The 21,367-nt window shown below is 31.4% G+C and carries 27 protein-coding genes; 24 read left to right on the top strand and 3 right to left on the bottom strand.

Annotated elements, in window-relative coordinates:
- Nucleotides 1-58 precede the first annotated feature (58 nt).
- The 8 genes from BN3657_RS07805 to BN3657_RS07770 all read left to right on the top strand — a co-directional run bounded on the left by BN3657_RS07805 (nt 59) and on the right by BN3657_RS07770 (nt 6,915).
- Nucleotides 59-700, top strand: coding sequence for a hypothetical protein (locus BN3657_RS07805; RefSeq protein ID WP_062552460.1), 642 nt, complete (start codon nt 59-61; stop codon nt 698-700).
- A complete protein-coding gene (locus BN3657_RS07800) occupies nt 688-1,293 on the top strand; it encodes a hypothetical protein (RefSeq protein ID WP_062552459.1) in 606 nt (201 codons plus the stop codon). Before BN3657_RS07805 ends, BN3657_RS07800 begins: the two co-directional genes overlap by 13 nt.
- 26 nt (nt 1,294-1,319) lie before the next feature.
- Nucleotides 1,320-1,910, top strand: coding sequence for a hypothetical protein (locus BN3657_RS07795; protein ID WP_062552458.1), 591 nt, complete (start codon nt 1,320-1,322; stop codon nt 1,908-1,910).
- Between the two features lie 194 nt (nt 1,911-2,104).
- The gene (gene rpsL, locus BN3657_RS07790) at nt 2,105-2,518 is read left to right on the top strand and encodes a 30S ribosomal protein S12 (protein WP_019124174.1); all 414 of its coding nucleotides are present in this window, start codon (nt 2,105-2,107) and stop codon (nt 2,516-2,518) included.
- A 93-nt stretch (nt 2,519-2,611) separates the two neighbouring features.
- Complete coding sequence (rpsG, locus tag BN3657_RS07785; protein ID WP_019138507.1) at nt 2,612-3,082, top strand: 30S ribosomal protein S7; 471 nt, start codon at nt 2,612-2,614, stop codon at nt 3,080-3,082.
- Nucleotides 3,083-3,097: 15 nt separating this feature from the next.
- Nucleotides 3,098-5,173 (top strand): elongation factor G, encoded by a 2,076-nt coding sequence (fusA, locus tag BN3657_RS07780; RefSeq protein WP_019138506.1) that lies wholly within the window; start codon nt 3,098-3,100, stop codon nt 5,171-5,173.
- Nucleotides 5,174-5,190: 17 nt separating this feature from the next.
- Nucleotides 5,191-6,384: an elongation factor Tu gene (gene tuf / locus BN3657_RS07775; protein ID WP_062551610.1), complete on the top strand. Its 1,194-nt coding sequence runs from the start codon at nt 5,191-5,193 to the stop codon at nt 6,382-6,384.
- 258 nt (nt 6,385-6,642) lie between these two features.
- Entirely contained in the window at nt 6,643-6,915 is a 273-nt protein-coding gene (locus BN3657_RS07770; protein WP_019138505.1) for a hypothetical protein, read from the top strand.
- A 158-nt stretch (nt 6,916-7,073) separates the two neighbouring features.
- Here BN3657_RS07770 and BN3657_RS07765 read toward each other — a convergent pair whose 3' ends face one another.
- Together BN3657_RS07765 and BN3657_RS07760 are read right to left on the bottom strand one after the other, a co-directional pair.
- Complete coding sequence (locus BN3657_RS07765; RefSeq protein WP_062552457.1) at nt 7,074-7,613, bottom strand: glutathione peroxidase; 540 nt, start codon at nt 7,611-7,613, stop codon at nt 7,074-7,076.
- A gap of 141 nt (nt 7,614-7,754) precedes the next feature.
- Nucleotides 7,755-8,345 (bottom strand): TlpA family protein disulfide reductase, encoded by a 591-nt coding sequence (locus tag BN3657_RS07760; protein ID WP_062552456.1) that lies wholly within the window; start codon nt 8,343-8,345, stop codon nt 7,755-7,757.
- A gap of 161 nt (nt 8,346-8,506) precedes the next feature.
- Between BN3657_RS07760 and BN3657_RS07755 the strand changes: the two genes are divergently transcribed.
- The 15 genes from BN3657_RS07755 (at nt 8,507) to gloA (ending at nt 20,281) form a co-directional block, all read left to right on the top strand.
- Nucleotides 8,507-9,454, top strand: a complete 948-nt coding sequence (locus BN3657_RS07755) for a nucleoside hydrolase (protein WP_062552455.1) — start codon at nt 8,507-8,509, stop codon at nt 9,452-9,454.
- Nucleotides 9,451-9,996, top strand: a complete 546-nt coding sequence (locus BN3657_RS07750) for an ECF transporter S component (RefSeq protein WP_062552454.1) — start codon at nt 9,451-9,453, stop codon at nt 9,994-9,996. The genes BN3657_RS07755 and BN3657_RS07750 overlap by 4 nt, the downstream gene beginning before the upstream one ends.
- A gap of 230 nt (nt 9,997-10,226) precedes the next feature.
- Entirely contained in the window at nt 10,227-10,580 is a 354-nt protein-coding gene (locus tag BN3657_RS07745; RefSeq protein ID WP_230204201.1) for a hypothetical protein, read from the top strand.
- Nucleotides 10,567-12,516 (top strand): V-type ATP synthase subunit I, encoded by a 1,950-nt coding sequence (locus tag BN3657_RS07740; RefSeq protein WP_062552452.1) that lies wholly within the window; start codon nt 10,567-10,569, stop codon nt 12,514-12,516. Before BN3657_RS07745 ends, BN3657_RS07740 begins: the two co-directional genes overlap by 14 nt.
- 10 nt (nt 12,517-12,526) lie before the next feature.
- A complete protein-coding gene (locus BN3657_RS07735) occupies nt 12,527-12,997 on the top strand; it encodes a V-type ATP synthase subunit K (protein ID WP_019138498.1) in 471 nt (156 codons plus the stop codon).
- Between the two features lie 8 nt (nt 12,998-13,005).
- Complete coding sequence (locus tag BN3657_RS07730; protein WP_062552451.1) at nt 13,006-13,554, top strand: V-type ATP synthase subunit E; 549 nt, start codon at nt 13,006-13,008, stop codon at nt 13,552-13,554.
- A 17-nt stretch (nt 13,555-13,571) separates the two neighbouring features.
- On the top strand, nt 13,572-14,564 hold the full coding sequence (locus BN3657_RS07725) for a V-type ATP synthase subunit C (RefSeq protein ID WP_062552450.1): 993 nt from the start codon (nt 13,572-13,574) through the stop codon (nt 14,562-14,564).
- Nucleotides 14,557-14,871 carry a V-type ATP synthase subunit F gene (locus tag BN3657_RS07720; protein WP_062552449.1) on the top strand — a complete coding sequence of 105 codons (315 nt, stop codon included), beginning with the start codon at nt 14,557-14,559 and terminating at the stop codon, nt 14,869-14,871. Before BN3657_RS07725 ends, BN3657_RS07720 begins: the two co-directional genes overlap by 8 nt.
- 27 nt (nt 14,872-14,898) lie before the next feature.
- Nucleotides 14,899-16,668, top strand: a complete 1,770-nt coding sequence (locus BN3657_RS07715) for a V-type ATP synthase subunit A (RefSeq protein WP_062552448.1) — start codon at nt 14,899-14,901, stop codon at nt 16,666-16,668.
- Complete coding sequence (locus BN3657_RS07710; RefSeq protein WP_019138495.1) at nt 16,661-18,085, top strand: V-type ATP synthase subunit B; 1,425 nt, start codon at nt 16,661-16,663, stop codon at nt 18,083-18,085. The genes BN3657_RS07715 and BN3657_RS07710 overlap by 8 nt, the downstream gene beginning before the upstream one ends.
- On the top strand, nt 18,085-18,771 hold the full coding sequence (locus tag BN3657_RS07705) for a V-type ATP synthase subunit D (RefSeq protein WP_062552447.1): 687 nt from the start codon (nt 18,085-18,087) through the stop codon (nt 18,769-18,771). Before BN3657_RS07710 ends, BN3657_RS07705 begins: the two co-directional genes overlap by 1 nt.
- Nucleotides 18,772-18,802: 31 nt before the next feature.
- The gene (locus tag BN3657_RS08515) at nt 18,803-18,952 is read left to right on the top strand and encodes a hypothetical protein (RefSeq protein ID WP_154664290.1); all 150 of its coding nucleotides are present in this window, start codon (nt 18,803-18,805) and stop codon (nt 18,950-18,952) included.
- A 117-nt stretch (nt 18,953-19,069) separates the two neighbouring features.
- A complete protein-coding gene (locus tag BN3657_RS07700; protein WP_062552446.1) occupies nt 19,070-19,339 on the top strand; it encodes a hypothetical protein in 270 nt (89 codons plus the stop codon).
- Complete coding sequence (locus tag BN3657_RS07695; RefSeq protein WP_062552445.1) at nt 19,321-19,806, top strand: hypothetical protein; 486 nt, start codon at nt 19,321-19,323, stop codon at nt 19,804-19,806. Before BN3657_RS07700 ends, BN3657_RS07695 begins: the two co-directional genes overlap by 19 nt.
- A gap of 100 nt (nt 19,807-19,906) precedes the next feature.
- The gene (gene gloA / locus BN3657_RS07690; RefSeq protein WP_062552444.1) at nt 19,907-20,281 is read left to right on the top strand and encodes a lactoylglutathione lyase; all 375 of its coding nucleotides are present in this window, start codon (nt 19,907-19,909) and stop codon (nt 20,279-20,281) included.
- 85 nt (nt 20,282-20,366) lie between these two features.
- On the opposite strand, the gene BN3657_RS07685 is transcribed toward gloA, so the two are convergent.
- Nucleotides 20,367-20,744, bottom strand: a complete 378-nt coding sequence (locus BN3657_RS07685; RefSeq protein WP_062552443.1) for a hypothetical protein — start codon at nt 20,742-20,744, stop codon at nt 20,367-20,369.
- A gap of 70 nt (nt 20,745-20,814) precedes the next feature.
- Here BN3657_RS07685 and BN3657_RS07680 point away from each other — a divergent pair, with 70 nt between their 5' ends.
- Nucleotides 20,815-21,336 (top strand): DUF3783 domain-containing protein, encoded by a 522-nt coding sequence (locus BN3657_RS07680; protein WP_062552442.1) that lies wholly within the window; start codon nt 20,815-20,817, stop codon nt 21,334-21,336.
- The last annotated feature ends 31 nt before the right edge of the window (nt 21,337-21,367 follow it).

Raw genomic sequence — 21,367 nt, 5'->3', positions numbered from 1 at the left:
TTTTTCTTTAAAACTCTCTACTATGCGTGTTATACTAAATTGTAAAGGAGATGAAGATATGACTGATACAATGATTTACTTTTTAGTCTTTTTAGTTACTTCTATATTAGTTACTTATATTTTAAAAAGAGAAGAAAAAGTAGGGAAAAGAGACAGTGATAATGACCTTGTATTTGGATTTATAATCACGAGTTATATGCTTTTACAATTGGGATTTAGAATGTATCAAGGAGTTGTAACTATAATTGCATTTGCTTTTATAATGTTTATAGCATGGGGAGTTTTAACTCTTTTCACTCAATCCAAGAGAGGAAGTCAACTATTAAACAATAAAAATCTAATAAAATATGAGTTAATTTTCACTTCTATTTTATTAATAGTAATTGAAATAATTTCTTTTATTGATACTTTTGGTATAGGGACTATTTATTCCTATAGTCAAAGTGATTTTAGAAACATATTAATAATAAACATTTTCTTCTTATCCTATATTACATATATTTTTACAAAGAGGACTGTGAAATTTATTTTTGTAGAAAATGATTTATGGAGAAAGATTTTTATTATAAGTCTGATAATTTTTATTGTAATATTTATTTTGGGGACTTTATATAACATAATAAATATTGATAGATTTGATTTTTATGTAGAAAGAGAAAATTATCAAGAAATGTCAGGAGAGGAATTATGGAATCATTAATTTTATTATTTTTTATACCAGCCATACTTATATCTTCAATAATTCCATTAACTTATAGATATAAAGAAAAAAGAGGAATAGAAACTGAAAGTAGCGTTATAGTGGAAAACTACATATATGCTTTTACTATGTTGCCTCTTTGGATTGGCATTGTTTTTAGTCAAAATAAGCCATATATATATTTAGCAGTTTTTGGTCTTGTGGCATATTTTGTTTATAGAACTTACACAGAAGATATTATGAAAAATAAGTACAAAGACGACCCAAGACTTTATAAAATTACAATTATAATTTCTCAAGTTGTATTTATAATTTATCAACTAATATTTTTTATAAGTCTTGAAGATGGTCATAAAATCGATTCCTTTAAAAAAAGTGAATTTTCAATTGTTTTGCCATGCTTTATTTTAGTTATCTTGTGGCTTAGCTATTATTTATCAAAAAAGTTATTATCTAAAATTTTTGTGAAAAAGGACACTTACAATAAGATTTTTATAATTTTACAAATTTTATATGTATTAATTTTTGTTGGATTTATAACCCATAACTTCATAAACATAAATAGATTTGATTTTTATCTAGATAGGATGTAAAAATTTTTTAGTTAAAGGAGAGAGAAATGACAGGCAAAATTCAAGTAATACTTTTTGGAACTTTTTTAGCCATATTATTTTTTATAATCATTAGAAAATTATCTAAGAAGAAAGTTAAAAAAAATTCTATCAAAGAAGATAAACTTTTAGATTCTTACCTAGCTTACACAATATTAACAAGCTGTTGGCTTAGTTCAATTTATTCGAGAACAAAGGTAATCTTATTTTATTTTGGATGTTATCTTGTTATATATATTTTATTGAAAATATTAGATTTCGACTCAAAAATTTATAAGAATGAAAAATATTTAAAGCTAATAGTTATAATAAATTGTCTAATTTTTACAATTTATCAGTTTGTATTTTTCTTAACACTAAAAAATGGAAATGTTATAAAAAATTTTAACAAATCAGCTTATGTTAACACTGCGATTTATTTGTTAATAGGATGTTTTATGGTTAATCTATATTTTTTAATAAAGAATCTTAGGACAATTTTTACAAAGAAAGATCTTTATAGAATAGTTTTTACTATATTAGATATAATTTTTATCATTTCTCAAATTTTCTTTATAATTTATAATCTAATAAAGGCAGACAGGTTTGTTTTTTGGTGAATAAACTTATGTAAATTTAATTAAAAATAATAGATAATGAAAAAATATGAAGAATTCGCCGATTTCTCATATTTTTTATTGACTTAATGATTATCTAATGATAAAATTGATGAGTATTTGAGACGGAAAGACTACCTAAGACTGGGTAGTCTTTGAAATGTCTGATACTATTAATAAAACAGGAGGTGCAATTAATGCCTACAATTAACCAATTAGTAAGAAATGGTAGAAAGAAAATTCACAGTAAATCTAAATCACCAGCTCTTGATGTAAACTATGACACACTTAAAAAAGTTGAAACAGAAGTTAACTCTCCACAAAAAAGAGGAGTTTGTGTTGCAGTAAGAACAGTAACACCTAAAAAACCGAATTCAGCTCTTAGAAAAGTTGCCAGAGTTCGTTTAACAAACGGATATGAAGTTATGGCTTACATTCCAGGAATCGGACACAACCTACAAGAACACAGTGTTGTTTTAATCCGTGGTGGAAGAGTAAAGGATTTACCAGGTGTTAGATACCATATCGTAAGAGGTACTCTTGATACAGCTGGAGTTACAGATAGAAAGCAATCAAGATCTAAGTATGGTACTAAGAAACCTAAAAATTGATAGAATTTTTTGATGAGATTTTATAGATTTTTGGCTTACGGGCTCAACCTGAGTACCAATGAATCGACTGAAAAATAGTTAAGGAGGGAAGTTATGCCAAGAAAAGGACATATCCAAAAACGTGAAGTTATGGCTGATCCAGTTTACAGTGATGTAGTTATCACTAAGCTTATAAACAATGTTATGCTTGACGGTAAAAAAGGTACTGCTCAAAGAATTGTTTATGGAGCACTTGAAACTATAGCAGAACAAACTGGAGAAGACGCACTTGAAGTATTTTACAAGGCACTTAACAATGTAATGCCTGTACTTGAAGTAAAGGGAAGAAGAATAGGCGGTGCTACTTACCAAGTACCAATGGAAGTAAGACCGGAAAGACGCCAAACTCTAGGCCTAAGATGGTTAGTTAAATATGCAAGAGCTAGAGGCGAAAAGACAATGCACGAAAGACTTGCAAAAGAAATACTTGACGCATCTAATGGTTTAGGCGGAAGTGTTAAGAGAAAAGATGAAATGCATAGAACAGCAGAAGCTAACAAGGCATTTGCTCACTATAGATGGTAATAAGGGGAGGAATTTATGGCTCGCGAAATACCATTAGAAAAATATAGAAATATAGGTATTATGGCCCATATTGATGCTGGAAAGACTACTACAACAGAACGTATTCTTTTTTACTCCGGCAAGATTCACAAAATCGGTGAAACTCATGACGGTGGAGCTCAAATGGACTGGATGGAACAAGAACAAGAAAGAGGTATTACAATTACTTCTGCAGCTACTACAGCTCACTGGAAAGGCTACAGACTTAATATCATCGATACTCCGGGACACGTTGACTTCACAGTTGAAGTAGAAAGATCTCTTAGAGTACTTGATGGTGCTGTTGCACTTTTTGATGCAAAAAGTGGTGTAGAACCTCAATCTGAAACTGTTTGGAGACAAGCAGATAAATATCACGTTCCAAGAATCGCACATATCAACAAGATGGACGTTACAGGTGCAGACTTCTTTAGATCAGTTGACACAATCGACAAGAAACTAAAGGGTAACCCAGTTCCAATTCAAGTACCAATGGGTGCAGAAGATAACTTCATTGGAATGATTGACCTTGTTGAAATGAAAGCAGAAATTTACAAAGATGAACTTGGTAAGGAAATCGAAATTACTGATGTTCCTGAAGAGTACATGGATATTGCAAATAAATATAGAGAAAACTTAATTGAAGTCGCATCTGAATTTGATGAAGACCTAATGATGGCTTATCTTGAAGGAGAAGAAATCGACAAGGAACTTCTTAAAAAAGCTATCAGAAGAGGAACTCTTGATGTTAAGATTACTCCAGTATCTTGTGGTTCTTCTTACAAGAACAAAGGTGTTCAACTTCTACTTGATGCAATAATTGACTATCTTCCATCTCCAATAGATGTACCTGCTATTGTTGGTACTGATGAAGACGGAAATGAAGTAAAAAGACATTCATCTGATGATGAACCATTCTCAGCTCTTGCATTTAAAATTGTAACTGACCCATATGTAGGTAAGCTTGCATACTTTAGAGTTTACTCTGGAGTTTTAAAAGCAGGTTCTTACGTTATGAACAGTGCTAAAGGTAAGAGAGAAAGAATCGGAAGAATTCTTCAAATGCACGCTAACAAGAGAGAAGAAATCGAAGAAATCCATGCAGGAGAAATCGCTGCAGCTGTTGGTCTAAAAGATACATCAACTGGTGATACTCTTTGTGATGAAAAGAGTCATGTTATTCTTGAAAACATGGAATTCCCAGAACCAGTTATCTCTGTAGCAATTGAACCTAAGACTAAGGCTTCTCAAGACAAGATGGCTCTTGCATTAGCAAAACTTGCTGAAGAAGATCCAACATTCAGAACACATACTGATGAAGAAACTGGTCAAACTATTATCTCTGGTATGGGTGAACTTCATCTTGATATCATCGTTGATAGACTTTTAAGAGAATTTAAAGTTGAAGCTAATATTGGTAACCCACAAGTATCATATAGAGAAGGTATTAGAAAAGCTGCTGAAGGCGAAGCTAAATACGCTCGTCAATCAGGTGGCCGTGGACAATATGGTCACGCTAAAATTAGAATCGAACCAAACGAACCAGGTGCAGGCTTTGTATTTGAAAATGCTATCGTTGGTGGTGCTATTCCTAAGGAATTTATTGGACCAACTCAACAAGGTATTGAAGAAGCACTTAAATCAGGTATTGTTGGTGGATACGAAGTTCTTGATGTTAAAGTAACTCTTTATGATGGTTCTTATCACGAAGTCGACTCTTCAGAAATGGCATTTAAGATTGCTGGATCAATGGCAACAAGAGATGCTCTTGCAAAAGCAGACTCAGTACTTCTTGAACCAATGATGAAAGTTGAAGTTACAACTCCAGAAGAATACATGGGAGATGTAATTGGCGACATTAACTCAAGACGTGGAAGAATGGAAGGTATGGAACTAGTAGCTGGAGCTCAAATTGTTACAGCTTATGTACCACTAGCAGAAATGTTTGGTTACGCAACTAGTCTTCGTTCAAATACACAAGGAAGAGCAACACACTCAATGATATTTGATCATTACGAAGAAGTACCTGCATCAATAGCAGAAGAAGTAGTTGGAGATAAAAATAAAAACTAATAAATAGGAGGATTATAATGGGAAAGGCAAAATTTGAAAGAAATAAACCACACGTAAACATTGGAACAATTGGTCACGTTGACCACGGTAAAACAACTCTTACAGCAGCAATCACACTTGTAATGAACAAGAGATTTGGCGGCGGAGAATTCGTAGATTACGCAAACATTGACAAGGCACCAGAAGAAAGAGAAAGAGGAATCACAATCTCAACTTCTCACGTAGAATACGAAACAGAAAAAAGACACTACGCACACGTTGACTGCCCAGGACACGCTGACTATGTTAAGAACATGATTACAGGAGCAGCACAAATGGACGGAGCAATCCTAGTAGTATCAGCAGCAGACGGTCCAATGCCACAAACAAGAGAACACATCCTACTTGCAAGACAAGTTGGTGTACCAAAGATTGTAGTATTCCTAAACAAAGAAGACCAAGTAGACGATCCAGAACTAATTGAATTAGTAGAAATGGAAGTAAGAGATCTACTAAGTGAATACGACTTTGACGGAGACAACACACCAATCGTAGTAGGATCAGCACTAAAAGCCCTAGAAGATCCAGACGGAGAATGGGGAGACAAAGTAGCAAAACTAATGGAAGAAGTAGACGAATACATTCCAACACCAGCAAGAGACACAGAACACCCATTCCTAATGCCAATCGAAGACATCTTCTCAATCACAGGAAGAGGAACAGTAGCAACAGGAAGAGTAGAACAAGGTGTAGTAAAAGTAGGAGACACAGTAGAACTAGTTGGCTTAACAGACGAAATGAGACAAGTAGTAGTAACAGGTGTAGAAATGTTTAGAAAACAACTAGACCAAGCAGAAGCTGGAGACAACATTGGAGCCCTACTAAGAGGTGTACAAAGAGAAGAAATCCAAAGAGGACAAGTACTAGCAGCACCAGGAACAATTCACCCACACACAAAATTTGAAGCAGAAGTGTATGTACTAACAAAAGAAGAAGGAGGAAGACACACTCCATTCTTTAACGGATACAGACCACAATTCTACTTCAGAACAACAGACGTAACAGGAGATATCCAATTAGCAGAAGGCGTAGAAATGGTAATGCCAGGAGATAACTCAACATTTACAGTAACACTAATCACACCAATCGCAATGGACGAAGGATTAAGATTCGCTATTCGTGAAGGTGGAAGAACTGTAGCATCAGGAGTAGTATCAAAGATTATTGACTAATCCTTTGGATTACAATCTTAATAAATAAAAAATTAGAGGGAGTTTATGCTCCCTCTTTTTTGATGTAAATTTTTGGACTTAAAATTTGATGAGCATGGAGGACTTAATCATCGTGACAATTTTTATATTCTTATGTCAGTGATAAAATAATGTTTACTGAATTAATAAAAAGATTTACTATTGGCTAGATTTATGACTGTTATGGGTTTATAATCAAGATATAGAATCGTCCAAACAAATAAAGGAAGGAAGGTATATATGAAAAAAATTATAAATAGGTTTATTCATCTTTTTACTTTATTTATTATAAATTTTTCTTTAAATTATAATGGAGTGCGTGTATTTGGTGGAACTGGATCTCTCTATAGTAAATGGATAGGTTATAATCGTATAAAAGCTATAAGAGGAGTTTCACAAAGCTCAATTAGAGAAGCCTTTATATTTATGCTACTAACTTTGATTGTGGACATTTTTATTATTAGGGATATTTATATAATCTTAAAAGAATTGAAAAAAGATTATAAAAATTGATTTTTATTAGGATGGCTCGGGAGTATCTATATTTCAGTGTTATTTTAAAATCTTATTTTCATATTTATATACTTATTCTATATTTCTTATATAAATTTAAACAAAAAACTTCTGTAATATTTCATACAGAAGTTTTTTAGCATAAATATAATAAAAACTTATATTAATTTTGAAATTTTTTCATCTATAATATCCATTTTAGCTGTGGGTTCAAATCTTTCTACTACATTTCCATCTCTATCAACTAAGAATTTTGTGAAATTCCATTTTATATCAGGATTGTTTTTATAATCTTTGTCAATTGATTTTAAAAGAGTTGACATTGCAAGAGCCTTTGGACCCTTTCCAAAACCTTCAAAATCTTTTTGAGACTTTAAAAACTTGTAAAGTTCAAGTTCATTTTCACCATTTACCTCAGTCTTTTTCATTTGTGGAAATTCTATATTGTAATTAACTTGGCAAAAATTTGTGATCTCTTCATCGCTTTCTGGGGCTTGTTCCTTAAATTGATTGCAAGGTATGTCGATTATTTCTAACCCTTTTTCATGATATTTTTCATATAAATTTTCTAAATCTTCATATTGGGGTGTAAAGCCGCATCTTGTAGCAGTATTAACAATTAGAATAACTTTTCCTTTTAAGTCAGCTAAGTCTAAAAAACTACCGTCTTGTTTTTCTAGTTTATAATCATAAATCATTTTAATTCCTCCTATTATATATAGATTACCCATAAAAAGAAAATTAAAAAAATTTTGATTTATTATTATAAAAAATAAGAGATGGAATCTACCATCTCTAAAAAATTTAATCTTGTCTCATAAAAATTTTAATTTAAAAAATTATTTATTTTCTTCAAGTAATTTATCAATTGTAGCAGCAATTGATTCCTTATCTTGTTGACCTACAAAACCTCCAAGGACTTTTCCTTCAGAATTAACAAAGAAAGTAGTTGGCATTGCAGTTATATTTACAAGACTGTCTTCAGTTGTTGGATTTGGCATAATATTTGTATAATTAACTCCAGAATCCTTTATAATTTTTTGTGCTTCTTCAACATTAGAATCCATGCTTGCATTAGTGTCTACAACAACTCCAAGAAAGTTTACCTTATCTTTATATTCTTCGTGTAATTTTCCTAAGTCTGGCATCTCTTCCTTGCATGGACCACAGAATGTTCCCCAAACATTTACAAGTGTAAGATTTTTTTCCTTATAAAAATCTTCAGATTTTACAACATTTCCTTCCATGATTTCCATTGTGTGAAAGTCAAATCTTTCAATTGGCATTTTACTTAATTCAATAGCTGAAGCAGTTTTTGTTTCAACTTCTTTTGGCTCATTTGTCTTAGTATTAGTATCACTTTTCTTATTGCAGGCAAAAAGACTAAGTGCCACTGCAAATAAAATTAGAATTTTAAATAGTTTTTTCATTTAATCACTCCAGTGTAAAAATTTTTAATTTTGCCTAAGTCAATTATACTTCATGGCTAAAAACTTGTCTATTTTTAAAAAATAAGGTATAATTTATTTCACTTGTTCGGGAACTCCAAGTATAAAAAACTAATTGTTCTCCAAAGAAATGGAGGTTATTTATGAAAAAAATTATTATTGATGCTGATCCCGGGATAGATGATTCCATTGCTATAATGCTTGCAAATAGCATTGAGGAATATGATATTCTTGGGATTTCTTTAGTTTCAGGAAATGTTCATGTCAATAAGGGAAGAAAAAATATCTTGAGACTAGAAAAATTTTTAAAAAAAGATTTTAATGTTCACATAGGAAGTGAAAGTCCTCTTTGTAAGGATTTTATAAATGCAGAGGACACTCATGGTGAAGATGGGCTTGGTGAAACTTATTTATCTTATGATGAAAAAGACTGTCAGTCAGATGCAATAGATTTCTTGATAGAAGAAGCAAAAAAGAAAGATCTCACAATTTTTGTCTTAGGACCACTGACAAATCTTGCCAAAGCTATTGAAAAAGACAGAGAAGCTTTTGAAGACACAAGGATTATTGTAATGGGAGGAAGTTTCAGAAGCCATGGAAATATGAGTCCTGTGGCAGAATTTAATTTTTATGTTGATCCTGATGCAGCAGATTATGTTATTAAAAATGCACCAAGAAAAATTGAAATAGTGCCACTTGATGTAACCAGAAAATTTGTCCTAAGTCCAAGTATTCTTGCTTATATTAAAAGACTTAATCCAGAAGTGGGAAATTTTATAGAAAAAATTACAAATTTTTATATGGATTTTCATTGGGAATATGAAAAAATCATTGGTTCAGTTATAAATGATCCTCTTACAATATTATTGGAGAGAAATAAAGACCTTTTTAAGTCCAACACTTACAATGTGGAGTGTGTAACTGATGGACCAGCCAGAGGAATGCTTATGGTTGACGAAATGGATTTTATGAAGAGAGAAAAAAATATAATAATTTATGAAGATTTAGACCTTTATAAAGTTTGGAAATTTTTTATAGAAAAGATAACAGGAGAAGAAATTGATGAAAGAATTTTGAGGGATTTACTATGAAAATCTCTACAAAAAAAATAACACTCCTGGGACTTTGTATTGCCATAAATATGGTAGGTGCATGGATTGGTGTTGTTTTAAAACTTCCAATATACCTTGATTCTATAGGAACTATAATGGCAGGATTTACCTTTGGACCAATATTTGGTCTTCTGACTGGAGTAATTACAGCCTTTGTAAACACTATAGGAGACCCCATTGCTCTTTACTTTATGCCAACTCAACTTATAGTTGGCTTTACTGCAGGATATTTTAAATTTCTAAAAAAGGATGATTATATTTCAAAGTTTTATTTAACTCCTTTTATGTCAATACCTGCAGCTATATCATCTGCACTTATTGCGACTTATCTTTTTGGGACTGTGACAACAGCGGGTTCATCTTATATTGTCCAAGCCCTACGTGCAGTGATGGATTTGCCAGATTTTGTAATTGTATTTGTAATTCAAATTATAACTGACTACGCTGACAAACTAATTTCTATATTATTAATATCAAAAGTATACAATATGGGAGCTTTCCAAAATATATTAAAAAAATAAAAATTATCAAAACCACTTAAAATGTGGTTTTTTATTTTGGAAAAATTGATTTAATTTGTTAAAATATTAATAGGATTGTTGTTACCTTTTTTATTATAAACAGGAAATATTTTACTTTTTTGTATTATTTTAAATAAAGTTGTTTTACTAGGGTAATAATAAAATATGTACAAATTAAAAATATAAACATTGTGGTTAAATAATATTTTAACAAGTGATATAATTAATTTGTGAATAGATTTTACACTGGAGGTGATTTAGTGTCAGATGATGCAGTAAAAAAAGTTAAAGACACTGAAGCTGAGGCAAAAAAAATAATTGACGATGCTGAAGTTAAGGCCAAAGAAATTATTGAAGAGGCAAGATATGAAGCTGAAAAGGCTTATCGAGCTATTGTTGATGAAGCTAGAGACCGAAAGGATGCCTATGTAAGTAAGGCTAGAGAAGAAGCAGAGGAATCTGTCAAGCCTATAGGTAAGGATTCAGAAATGAAGATTGCTGATATTTCAAAAATTTCTAAAAGCAGGGAAGCTGAAGTTGTAAAGTCAGTGGTAGAGAGGATTGTGAATAATGGCAATAGTTAAGATGAAAAAATTCAAACTCTTTATCTTTGATGAGAACAGAGAAAATTTGATAAATAAATTTCAAAAATTCAACTATGTTCATATTGACGAGTCTGATTTTGATGAAGATGATTTTTCAGAGGATGATTTTACAAGACCTAAATCTTCAGAAGATTTAATTGAAATTGATGACAAAATCAAGAGATCCAAAGAGGATATTGATCTTTTACTTAAATTTAAGGATAAGGAAAATCCTATAAAAGCCATGAAAGATGGGGTTAGCAATATAACTCTTGAAGAACTTACGGCTAGAGCTATGACTTTTCCCTTTGAAAAAATTGATGGGGAAATAAAAAGTCTAGTTGATAAGAAAGAAAAGAACAAGAGTAAGATTCAAAATATCGATTCTAAAATTGCTGAACTTAAACCGTGGCAAGAGCTCTCATCTTCTTTAAAAGGTGTAAATAGGATGGACTCTGTAAACATTTACACAGGAACTGTCTCATCAAATCATGCTGAAGACTTTGAGGGAGAATTTATAAAAAACGATCTTGCTTACCTTGAAAGAGTCTCAAAAGATAAAAACTTTAATTATTATTTAATAATAGTTGAAAAATCTATTGATGATGAAATTAAAGGTCTAATGACAAGTTACGGTTTCACTCCTATAAATATCAAGGCAGATGGAAAAGTTAGGGACAAGATAAGTTCCTATGAAAAAGATAAAGATTTATTATTCGAAAAAAATAAAGAAATTGAAGAAGAATTAAAAACATATTTGAAATATTTAGAAGACTTTAAATATTCTTATGAACATTATCGAAATGAAAAAGTTAAGATAATGTCAGAGAGAAAATTTTTAAAGACTACTGAACTTAATCTTATAGAAGGTTATGTTCCAGAAGATAAACTTGAAGATTTGGAAAATGAAATCCAAAAAGTTTGCAAGGATAATTACTATCTAAGGGCTGAAGATGCCAATAAGGATTCTCAAGAAGTTCCAATTCTACTAAAGAATAACTCTTTTGTAAGTCCTTTTGAAATTATGACAGAAATGTATTCAATGCCAAGATACAATGAAATTGACCCAACACCTTTCTTTGCACCTTTCTATTTTATATTTGCAGGGATAATGGTTGGAGATTTCGGCTATGGTCTACTAGTATTTTTGGGAACACTTTTCGCTCTCAAAAAGTTTAAGCTAACGGACAAGAAGAGAAGGTTTATTAAATTTTTTAATTACCTATCTATTTCAACTATTATATTTGGACTTATATTCGGTTCCTTCTTTGGAGGAATAATTGAACTTCCAAGTTTAATAGATCCAGCAGAAGATTCAACTCTATTGGTAATAATTTCTTTGATACTAGGTGGAATTCACATATTCTTTGCTCTTGGAATAAAGGCCTATATGAATATTCGTGATGGAAAACCAAAGGATGCACTATATGATGTTGGTTTCTGGTATATGGCAGTATTGGGAGCAATTGGATTTATTCTAAGCAAATTTCTTGAGCCAGTTCAAGCTTTTGGAAAAGTGTTCTTAGTTGTAATGTTACTTGGAATGGTAGGTATAGTTGCAACTGGTGGTAGAGAAGAAAAGTCCACTGGTGCAAAGATTGGATGGGGAGTTTATTCTCTTTATGGAATTACATCCTATCTTGGTGACTTTGTATCTTATCTAAGATTAATGGCACTTGTTTTATCAGGTTCTTTCTTAGGACTTGCTATTAACATGATTGCAGGAATGCTTTTTGAATCAAATATACTTGGAAAGTTATTTGCAATAGTAATTTTTGTAGTATTTCAATTGTTTAATGCCTTTCTTTCTTATTTGTCAGCTTATGTTCATACAGCAAGGCTAACTTATGTAGAAATGTTTAATAAGTTTTATGAAGGTGGAGGCATACCTTTCAAAAAAATGATAGAAAATTCAGATTACTTTAATATAGACTAGGAGGAAAATTATGTTAAATGGATTAATGGGAGAATATGGCGGATTGATTTTAGGATCTATTGGGATCTTTTTAGCAGTAGCTCTTGCAGGTGCAGGGTCTGCTAAGGGTGTTGGTTTAGCAGGTGAAGCTGCAGCAGGCGTTGTAATTGATGAACCAGAAAAATTTGGTAAATCACTTGTATTACAACTTTTACCAGGTACACAAGGTCTTTACGGTTTTGTAATTGGACTATTTATCTTATTCAGACTTTCTGCTGATACACCAGTTAACACTGGATTTATGTATCTAGCAAGTGGTGCCGTTATTGGTTTAGCTGGACTTGTATCTGCAATTGCACAAGGTAAAGTTTCTGTTGCTGGTATAAATATCTTAGCAAAAAATGAAGAACAACAAGCAAAAGGTATTATCTTTGCAGTAATGGTTGAACTTTATGCTATTCTTGCTTTTGCAATCTCATTCTTTATCCTATTTAGAGCCTAGGTGATACTATGGCAGGACTTGAAAATATTTTAAATAAAATAATTAAGGATGCAGAAGATAAAGCCCAAAGTATAATAAAAGATGCTGAGGAAAAAAGAATTAGCATTGTAGAAAATAGAAAAGAAGATGGAAAATATCTGGCAAATAAGATAGACGAAATTTCTAAAAGAGAAAGAGAAGACATCTTAAAGAGAAGTAAATCATCAGCAGAATTAAAATCTAGAGATGACATTCTAGCTGAAAAAAATAGGATAATAGACGAAGTTCTTGAAAAAGTTATAAGGGAACTTGAGAATTTATCTGAAGATGATTATGTAAAATTCGTAAAAAATAATTTAAAAGATGTAGATATAAAGGGTGGCACAATTGATGTTCCTAAAAAATATAGGGATGCAATAAAAAATGCCAATCTAGGATTTGATATATCTGACAAAGATATAGATAGTGGTTTTGTCCTAAATAAGGATAATTTAGTTTACAATGGAGACTTTAGGTCTCTAGTAAAATCTGAGAGAGAAGATTTGGAAAAATATCTAGCTGAAAAACTATTCAGTTAAGAGGAAAAGGTGATTTAATGGATAGAAATAAATTTATCCAAAGTTCCACAAGGCTTAGAGTTTTGGAAAAGGAACTTTTAAAAAGTGAAAACTTTGTAAGGATTTCTGAACAAGATAGTCTGGAAGACGCACTTAGATCTCTATCTGATACAGTTTACAACAAGTATATAAATAAAATATCTTCTCCTACAGAATATGAAGTAATTTTAAAAGAGGAACTCACAAGATTTTACAAGGATGCATATGAAATATCTCCTTCCAAAATTCCTGTTGATTTAGTTGCTTTAAAATATTTTTATCACAATCTAAAAGTTTTAATTAAGGAAAAGATTAGCGAAAAAGATTTAAAGAATATCTATATGAACATAGGTGATTTTGACCTAAAGGAATATAGAGATGGACTTCTAAAGGGAAGCAAGAGAAATAAATATTTTGAACTTATAGGAAAAATTTTGGATGCTTATGAAGAAAAGAAGGATCCACAAATAATTGATATTTATCTTGATAATGCATATTTTAAAGATTTGCTTGACCTTGCAGAAGAATCTAAAGTTGATTTATTCATTAATTATGCTAAAAATTTAATTGATTTTACAAATATTAGGACTCTTTTGAGGGCAAAAAAGCAGGAAAAAGATGTAGAATTTTTAAAGCAAATTATTGTTCCTGGTGGCAAGCTAAGAGAAGAAGCCTATTTTGATCTATTAAATAGGGATCTTAGTTCAGATACTGATGCTTTTAAAAGACTTGATATTTATAAATATATTAAGGATGCCCTTGATGATTTCAAGGAAAAGGGAACTCTGTCTGATTTTGAAAGAGAGATGGATAATTACTTTATAGACCTTATTAAAGATGTAAAATATGTAACCTATGGTCCAGAAGTTGTTTTTGCTAATGTTTTGGCAAAGGAAATGGAAATAAAAAATTTGAGAATTATTTTAGTTTCTAAATTAAATGGACTAGATAGTGAATTTATTAGAGAAAAGTTGCGTGATAGTTATGTATAAAATTGCAGTTATTGGAGACAAAGACTCCGTTCTATCTTTTAAGGCAATTGGAATTGATGTTTTTGTTGCATACGAAGATAGAGATGCGAGAAGCCAGGTAGACAGTCTTGCAAAAAAAGATTATGGTGTAATTTATATTACAGAAGATCTTGCAGCAAAAATACCAAATACAATAGAAAGATACAATGAAAAATTAATACCAGCCATTATCGTAATCCCATCAAATAAGGGTACTCTTGGCATTGGTATGAAGAATTTAAATAAAAATGTCGAAAAGGCAGTTGGAGCTAACATATTAGGTGATTAGTCACCTTTTTATAAAGGAGGAGCTTTATTGAAATCAGGAAAGATAATTAAAGTATCCGGACCACTAGTTGTAGCCAGTGGCATGGAAGATGCCAATGTCTATGACGTGGTAGAAGTTTCTAAAGACAAACTAATTGGTGAAGTTATTGAAATGAGAGGAGACGAGGCCTCTATTCAAGTATATGAAGAAACAACAGGAATAGGTCCTGGAGATGAAGTATATACTACAGGAGCACCTCTATCTGTCGAACTTGGACCTGGAATGATTGAGCAAATGTTTGACGGAATCCAAAGACCTCTAGTTGGACTTAGAGATGAAGCAGGAGACTTTTTAAAAAGAGGAGTTACAGTAAATCCTTTAAATAGAGATAAAAAATGGGAATTTAAAAAAGTAGCAAGCGTTGGAGATGAAGTTGAAGCTGGTGATGTTCTTGGAACTGTAGAAGAAACTCCAGTTGTAACTCACAAAATTATGGTACCTAACGGTGTAAGTGGAAAGGTAAAGGACATAAAAGAAGGGTCCTTTACAGTTGAGGAAATTGTTGCTGTTATTGAAACAGAAAAAGGCGACGAGGAACTTAACATGATTCAAAGATGGCCAGTAAGAAAGGGAAGACCTTACAAGAAAAAAATTGACCCTAAAGAACCACTTATTACAGGACAAAGAGTTATAGATACTTTCTTCCCAATAACAAAGGGTGGTACTGCTGCAATACCGGGACCTTTTGGTTCAGGAAAAACAGTTGTACAACATCAACTTGCTAAGTGGGCTGATGCACAAATAGTTGTATATGTTGGTTGTGGAGAACGTGGAAATGAAATGACAGACGTACTTATGGAATTTCCAGAACTAATGGATCCATCAACTGGTGAATCTATTATGAAGAGAACAGTTCTTATTGCAAACACTTCTAATATGCCAGTAGCAGCTCGTGAAGCATCAATTTACACAGGAATTACAATTTCTGAATACTTTAGAGATATGGGTTATTCTGTAGCCATGATGGCAGATTCAACATCACGTTGGGCAGAAGCTCTTCGTGAAATGTCTGGTCGTCTTGAAGAAATGCCTGGTGACGAAGGTTATCCAGCATATCTTGCATCAAGAATTGCAGAATTTTATGAAAGAGCTGGTCGTGTTCTTGTTAATGGTAAAGAAGAAAGAGAAGGAGCTTTATCAGTTATAGGTGCTGTTTCTCCTCCAGGTGGAGATATTTCTGAACCAGTTACACAAAATACACTTAGAATTGTAAAAATATTCTGGAAGCTTGATTATGACTTGTCATATCAAAGACACTTCCCAGCTATTAACTGGATAGATTCATATTCTCTATATCAACCAAAGATAGATGCATATTTGGATGAAAATATAGACAGAAGATTTTCTAAACTTAGAAAGAGATCAATGTCACTTTTACAAGAAGAAACTTCACTTTTAGAAGTTGTAAGACTTGTAGGTCGTGATTCACTTTCTGATGAAGATCAAATGAAATTACACACAAGTAAGTCAATTCGTGAAGACTTCTTGCAACAAAATGCCTTCCACGATGTTGATACTTTCTGTCCTTTAGAAAAACAATTTAAGATGCTTGACACAATACTTTATTTCTATGACAGAGGACAAGAAGCTCTTGAAAATGGAGCATACTTCAGTGAAATAGAAGAACTTGATGTAAAAGAAAATATTGCAAGAATGAAGTATCTTCCAAATGATGAATTAGAAAAAATTGACGAAATCAGAGATAAAATAGATAGTCAACTTAAAAAATTAGTAGAGGTCGGTGATACAGATGCTTAAAGAATATAAATCAGTAACAGAAGTTGTTGGACCTCTTATGACTGTAGAAGGTGTAGAAGGTGCAGCCTACGAAGAACTTGTTGACATCGAACTACAAACAGGGGAAAAAAGACGTGGTCGTGTAATTGAAATACATGGCGACAAGGCAATGGTACAAATCTTCGAAGGTTCTAGTGGAATTAACTTAAAAGATACTAGCGTTAGATTTTTAGGTAAGCCACTTGAACTTGGAGTTTCACCAGATATGATTGGTAGAGTATTTGATGGACTTGGAGAACCAATTGATGACGGTCCAAAAATTATTCCAGAAGAAAAAATTGACATAAATGGTACTGCAATTAACCCAGTATCAAGAGACTATCCATCAGAATTTATTCAAACAGGTGTATCTGTAATTGATGGTCTTAATACTCTAGTTAGAGGACAAAAACTTCCAATTTTCTCTGAAGCCGGACTTCCTCACAATGAACTTGCAGCTCAAATTGCAAGACAAGCAACAGTTCTTTCAGGTGGAGATTTTGCCGTAGTATTTGCAGCTATGGGTATTACCTTTGAAGAAGCACAATATTTTATTGATGACTTCACAAAAACTGGAGCCATTGACAGAGCAGTTTTATTTATGAACCTTGCCAATGACCCAGCTATAGAAAGACTTGCAACACCAAAGATGGCACTTACTGCAGCAGAATATCTAGCTTTTGAACAAGGCAAACACGTTCTTGTTATTTTGACAGATATGACAAATTACGCTGAAGCACTTAGAGAAGTTTCAGCAGCTAGAAAAGAAGTACCAGGAAGACGTGGATATCCAGGTTATCTTTATACTGACCTTGCAGGTATTTATGAAAGAGCTGGAAGAATTAAGGGTAGAGAAGGATCTATTACACAAATTCCTATCCTAACTATGCCAGAAGGAGATATCACTCACCCAATACCAGACCTTACAGGTTACATCACTGAAGGACAAATAATCCTATCAACAGAATTATTTAAACAAGGTCTTGAACCACCTATTAACGCAATCCCATCTCTATCTAGACTTAAAGATAAGGGAATTGGAAAGGGAAAAACTCGTGAAGACCATGCAGATACAATGAACCAAATTTACGCAGCCTATACTGCTGGTAAAGAAGCAAAAGAACTTTCAGCAATCTTAGGGGAAACTGCCCTATCAGAAACTGACAAAGCTTTTGCAAGATTTGCAGATTTATTTGAAAAACAATATGTATCACAAGGTTTTGAAACAAATAGGTCGATTCTTGAAACTCTAAACCTAGGCTGGGAACTTTTATCAATAATTCCTAAGACAGAACTCAAGAGAATTGATGACAAATTAATAGAAAAATATTTGGGCGATAAGGAGAATAAAGAGGAGGATTCTAAGGATCCTGAAAATTTAGAAAATGAGGGATTATAATGGCAAGACTAAATATAAACCCCACAAGGATGAATCTATCCATTCTAAAAACTAAACTTGAAACATCAAAAAGAGGACATAAACTTTTAAAAGACAAACAAGATGAACTTATGAGACAGTTCATCACTCTTATAAAAGAAAATAAAAAACTAAGACTTGAAGTAGAAGATAAACTACAAGATTCTTTTAAAGCCTTTTTAATGGCATCAGCTGCTATGAGTCCAGAGATGTTAGAAGAAGCAATCGCCCTTCCAACTACAAAGACTTTAGTAGATATAAAAAAGAAAAATGTTATGTCTGTAGATGTTCCAGAAATGGAATTTATCACTAAAAAAACATCAGAAGATGCTTCAAGATACCCTTATGGATATGCACAAACAACATCTGACCTTGACTCAGCCATAGATAATCTTACAGAAGTAATGGAAGAGTTATTGACTCTTACTCAAAAAGAAAAGGCATCACAACTTCTTGCCAATGAAATAGAAAAGACGAGAAGAAGAGTAAATGCACTTGAATATAAAACTATTCCAGACTTAGAAGATACTATTAAGTATATTCGTTCAAAGCTTGATGAAAGTGAAAGAGCGAATATAACAAGACTCATGAAGGTCAAGGATATAATCTCAAAAGATGAGATGAAGGAAGAAAAATCAGAAAAAGTAAATGCAGAACTTATGTCTTAAAAAGTTTAAAGAATTAAAGGAGATATTAACAATGAAAAAAATAAATATAGTAATTTTTATATCAATAATTACTATATTTATTTTTAATATAAATGTTTTTGCATACCAAGAAACGAATGAGGATAAAGAACATACAACTTTTAAAATATATGATAGTATAGATCAGTATGAAGAAGATTAGTATGAAGAAGATCAGTATGAGATTGTACCTTACTCAATCGGAAAAATATCGGCATTAAGCCCTGTATTTATTAGGCTAAATAATGAGACAGATTTAGTTGAAGTCTATTTTAAATATGTGGGTTCAAACCGAACTAATCTTTTAGAAGTAAATAATTTTATTGTTAAAGATTCTAATTTTTTAAATCAAAAAATACTAGCAGAAATACCCCATGCATTCGTTAGGGAGCCTACAGATACAAAGGTATATTTTAAAATAGGAAAAATAAATTTACCCAAAAAGTTTGATAAAGTCAGAGTAGATTGTGCTCAAATTAAAATATATATATTAGATTTTGGATGGTATGTGGGTAGCGATCCAATAGGAACATGGGAAATAAAGAAATGAATCAAGCTGAAAATATAAAAGAAAAATATAAAAAATTCAAATTACCTAGAAAAAAGTCATCTGATGAGATTTTAAATTGGATAGAAGACAGATATAATGCTTACAAAATTAGCTTTTCAGAATATATAAAGGACAATAATAGAGTAAGATTTAATTTTATTTTAATAAATCTTATAAACCATCTATGCACTTATGAATTTTCTGATAAAATTTTGGAAATTCTTATATATAAAATACCTAGAAATGAAAAGACAGAAATTTATTTTTTAGGAAATGAAAATTATAATAAAGTAGATTATTTTTATCTTGTATTCGAAAAAAATACACAGTATTTTAGCATAGATCAACATATTATTTTTGGAGAAATTTTTCTTTTTAGTGGAATATCAGAATATGATAGAAAAAAAGATTCAATTAACTATTTAGAATATCTTACAAATATTGATTTATTTTATAACAACCTATAATATTGAAATATCTATTGATTAGTAAAATTTTCAATAGATATTTTTTTGTTTCTTTGAGTATAACTTATAAAGTGAGGTATAAATAAATTGGAGGGATGTTATGAAATTTTTACACACAATGATTAGGGTAAAGGACCTAGAAAAATCTGAAAAGTTTTATAAAGAAAATCTTGGTTTTGTAGAATCAAGACGCAAGGACTTTCCAGAAGATGAATTTACACTAGTATATTTAAAGCTGGAAGATTCACCCTATGAATTAGAATTAACTTACAATTACGACGGAAGAGATTATACAATGGGCGATGGTTACGGTCACATTGCAATCTCACATCCTGATATAAAATCCTTTAGGGAAGAATTAAAAGAAAAGGGTTGCGATGTAACAGAACTTAAAGCCCTTTCAGACAATTCAGACTCTTATTTCTTTGTAAAGGATCCAGACGGATACAAGATAGAAGTTATTGGTGAAAAATAAATAAACAATAAAATTATTTTAGAAATCAGTATGTAGCCTCTTTACTATATAAATTAGTAAAGAGGTTATTTATTTGAAATGCAAACTAATCAAGCAAAATTCCCTTTAAAATTGCGTGAATAAGATGGTCGCCATTTTCGTCATAGACATCTGAAGTTATATCAATAAAATTTTTGCCCTTTTTATTTTCGATATTGTCAACGACATTAATGCTTTTGATTTTTCTTCCTGTATAAGCTTTTTTCAAAAAATCAAAATCCATTTTATACATCAAAATATCGTAATCGCCGCCAATTTTATTAGTAAGACTTGCTGTTAAAAGCCCTTGCAAAAGGTACTCGCCCTTGTCGTTTGGGTTTTCGTGGTGCTTACCCCAAAAGTTTGCATTTTCTGCATAGTCATATAGGTCTTTTTTAGTAAAAACTCTCTCATAAATTATTTCATCACCTTTATTTAATCTCAAAAAATCACCTCATTAAACATATACCCAATAAATAAAAAATTTTTGGGTAAAATAATTAAGAGGTGTTAAAGTGAAAAAAATATTATTATACGGACTTGACAGTGAAAAGACAAAAATTACTGAAAAAGTTGCAAAGGAATTTGATATTGAACTAAATAAAATAAATAAAGAAAATTTGGAAGAAAAAGTTGGAAATTTATTTGAAAAAAATTTAAAAGAAAATAATTCTGTGGAAGATGAAAACAAACTTATGGTATTTTCTGACTTTGACAGAAATATTTTGCGTGATTTTTTAATTGCTCTTAAAAATGAAGGTGTAATGATAGACAACAAGTGCGTATTGACAAAAACAAATGCAGAATGGACCTTTGGATTTTTAATGGGTCATATAGCTGATGAACACAGAGCTGTAATGAAATTTAGAGAACTTGGTGGTCTAGTTAGAATAGCTTTAGATAAGCTTGAAAGAGAAATGGACCCTGAACTAATGGATCTTGTGGATAGGGCAATAGAAAATAAAAATAAAGAACTTGACGAAGAAAGACTAGATAAAGACATAAAAGATTTAAAATATAAATTAAATATCAAGTAAAATTTATAAAAATTTAAATTTTTAACTATAA

Origin of the sequence: Peptoniphilus phoceensis, assembly GCF_001517665.2 — a bacterium.
GTDB lineage: Bacteria > Bacillota > Clostridia > Tissierellales > Peptoniphilaceae > Peptoniphilus_A > Peptoniphilus_A timonensis.
The sequence above is the reverse complement of the archived record's forward strand: the minus strand, read 5'-3'. Positions and strand labels throughout refer to the sequence as shown.

What these genes read in the sequence shown, in the direction of transcription:
- BN3657_RS07800 (WP_062552459.1), top strand. Translation starts at nt 688, where the DNA reads ATGGAATCATTAATTTTATTATTTTTTATACCAGCCATACTTATATCT.
- BN3657_RS07760 (WP_062552456.1), bottom strand. Translation starts at nt 8,345, where the DNA reads ATGAAAAAACTATTTAAAATTCTAATTTTATTTGCAGTGGCACTTAGT.
- BN3657_RS07720 (WP_062552449.1), top strand. Translation starts at nt 14,557, where the DNA reads ATGTATAAAATTGCAGTTATTGGAGACAAAGACTCCGTTCTATCTTTT.
- BN3657_RS07740 (WP_062552452.1), top strand. Translation starts at nt 10,567, where the DNA reads ATGGCAATAGTTAAGATGAAAAAATTCAAACTCTTTATCTTTGATGAG.
- BN3657_RS07710 (WP_019138495.1), top strand. Translation starts at nt 16,661, where the DNA reads ATGCTTAAAGAATATAAATCAGTAACAGAAGTTGTTGGACCTCTTATG.
- fusA (WP_019138506.1), top strand. Translation starts at nt 3,098, where the DNA reads ATGGCTCGCGAAATACCATTAGAAAAATATAGAAATATAGGTATTATG.
- BN3657_RS07705 (WP_062552447.1), top strand. Translation starts at nt 18,085, where the DNA reads ATGGCAAGACTAAATATAAACCCCACAAGGATGAATCTATCCATTCTA.
- BN3657_RS07725 (WP_062552450.1), top strand. Translation starts at nt 13,572, where the DNA reads ATGGATAGAAATAAATTTATCCAAAGTTCCACAAGGCTTAGAGTTTTG.
- gloA (WP_062552444.1), top strand. Translation starts at nt 19,907, where the DNA reads ATGAAATTTTTACACACAATGATTAGGGTAAAGGACCTAGAAAAATCT.
- BN3657_RS07730 (WP_062552451.1), top strand. Translation starts at nt 13,006, where the DNA reads ATGGCAGGACTTGAAAATATTTTAAATAAAATAATTAAGGATGCAGAA.
- rpsL (WP_019124174.1), top strand. Translation starts at nt 2,105, where the DNA reads ATGCCTACAATTAACCAATTAGTAAGAAATGGTAGAAAGAAAATTCAC.
- BN3657_RS07755 (WP_062552455.1), top strand. Translation starts at nt 8,507, where the DNA reads ATGAAAAAAATTATTATTGATGCTGATCCCGGGATAGATGATTCCATT.
- rpsG (WP_019138507.1), top strand. Translation starts at nt 2,612, where the DNA reads ATGCCAAGAAAAGGACATATCCAAAAACGTGAAGTTATGGCTGATCCA.
- tuf (WP_062551610.1), top strand. Translation starts at nt 5,191, where the DNA reads ATGGGAAAGGCAAAATTTGAAAGAAATAAACCACACGTAAACATTGGA.
- BN3657_RS07750 (WP_062552454.1), top strand. Translation starts at nt 9,451, where the DNA reads ATGAAAATCTCTACAAAAAAAATAACACTCCTGGGACTTTGTATTGCC.
- BN3657_RS08515 (WP_154664290.1), top strand. Translation starts at nt 18,803, where the DNA reads ATGAAAAAAATAAATATAGTAATTTTTATATCAATAATTACTATATTT.
- BN3657_RS07795 (WP_062552458.1), top strand. Translation starts at nt 1,320, where the DNA reads ATGACAGGCAAAATTCAAGTAATACTTTTTGGAACTTTTTTAGCCATA.
- BN3657_RS07805 (WP_062552460.1), top strand. Translation starts at nt 59, where the DNA reads ATGACTGATACAATGATTTACTTTTTAGTCTTTTTAGTTACTTCTATA.
- BN3657_RS07735 (WP_019138498.1), top strand. Translation starts at nt 12,527, where the DNA reads ATGTTAAATGGATTAATGGGAGAATATGGCGGATTGATTTTAGGATCT.
- BN3657_RS07765 (WP_062552457.1), bottom strand. Translation starts at nt 7,613, where the DNA reads ATGATTTATGATTATAAACTAGAAAAACAAGACGGTAGTTTTTTAGAC.
- BN3657_RS07770 (WP_019138505.1), top strand. Translation starts at nt 6,643, where the DNA reads ATGAAAAAAATTATAAATAGGTTTATTCATCTTTTTACTTTATTTATT.
- BN3657_RS07695 (WP_062552445.1), top strand. Translation starts at nt 19,321, where the DNA reads ATGGGAAATAAAGAAATGAATCAAGCTGAAAATATAAAAGAAAAATAT.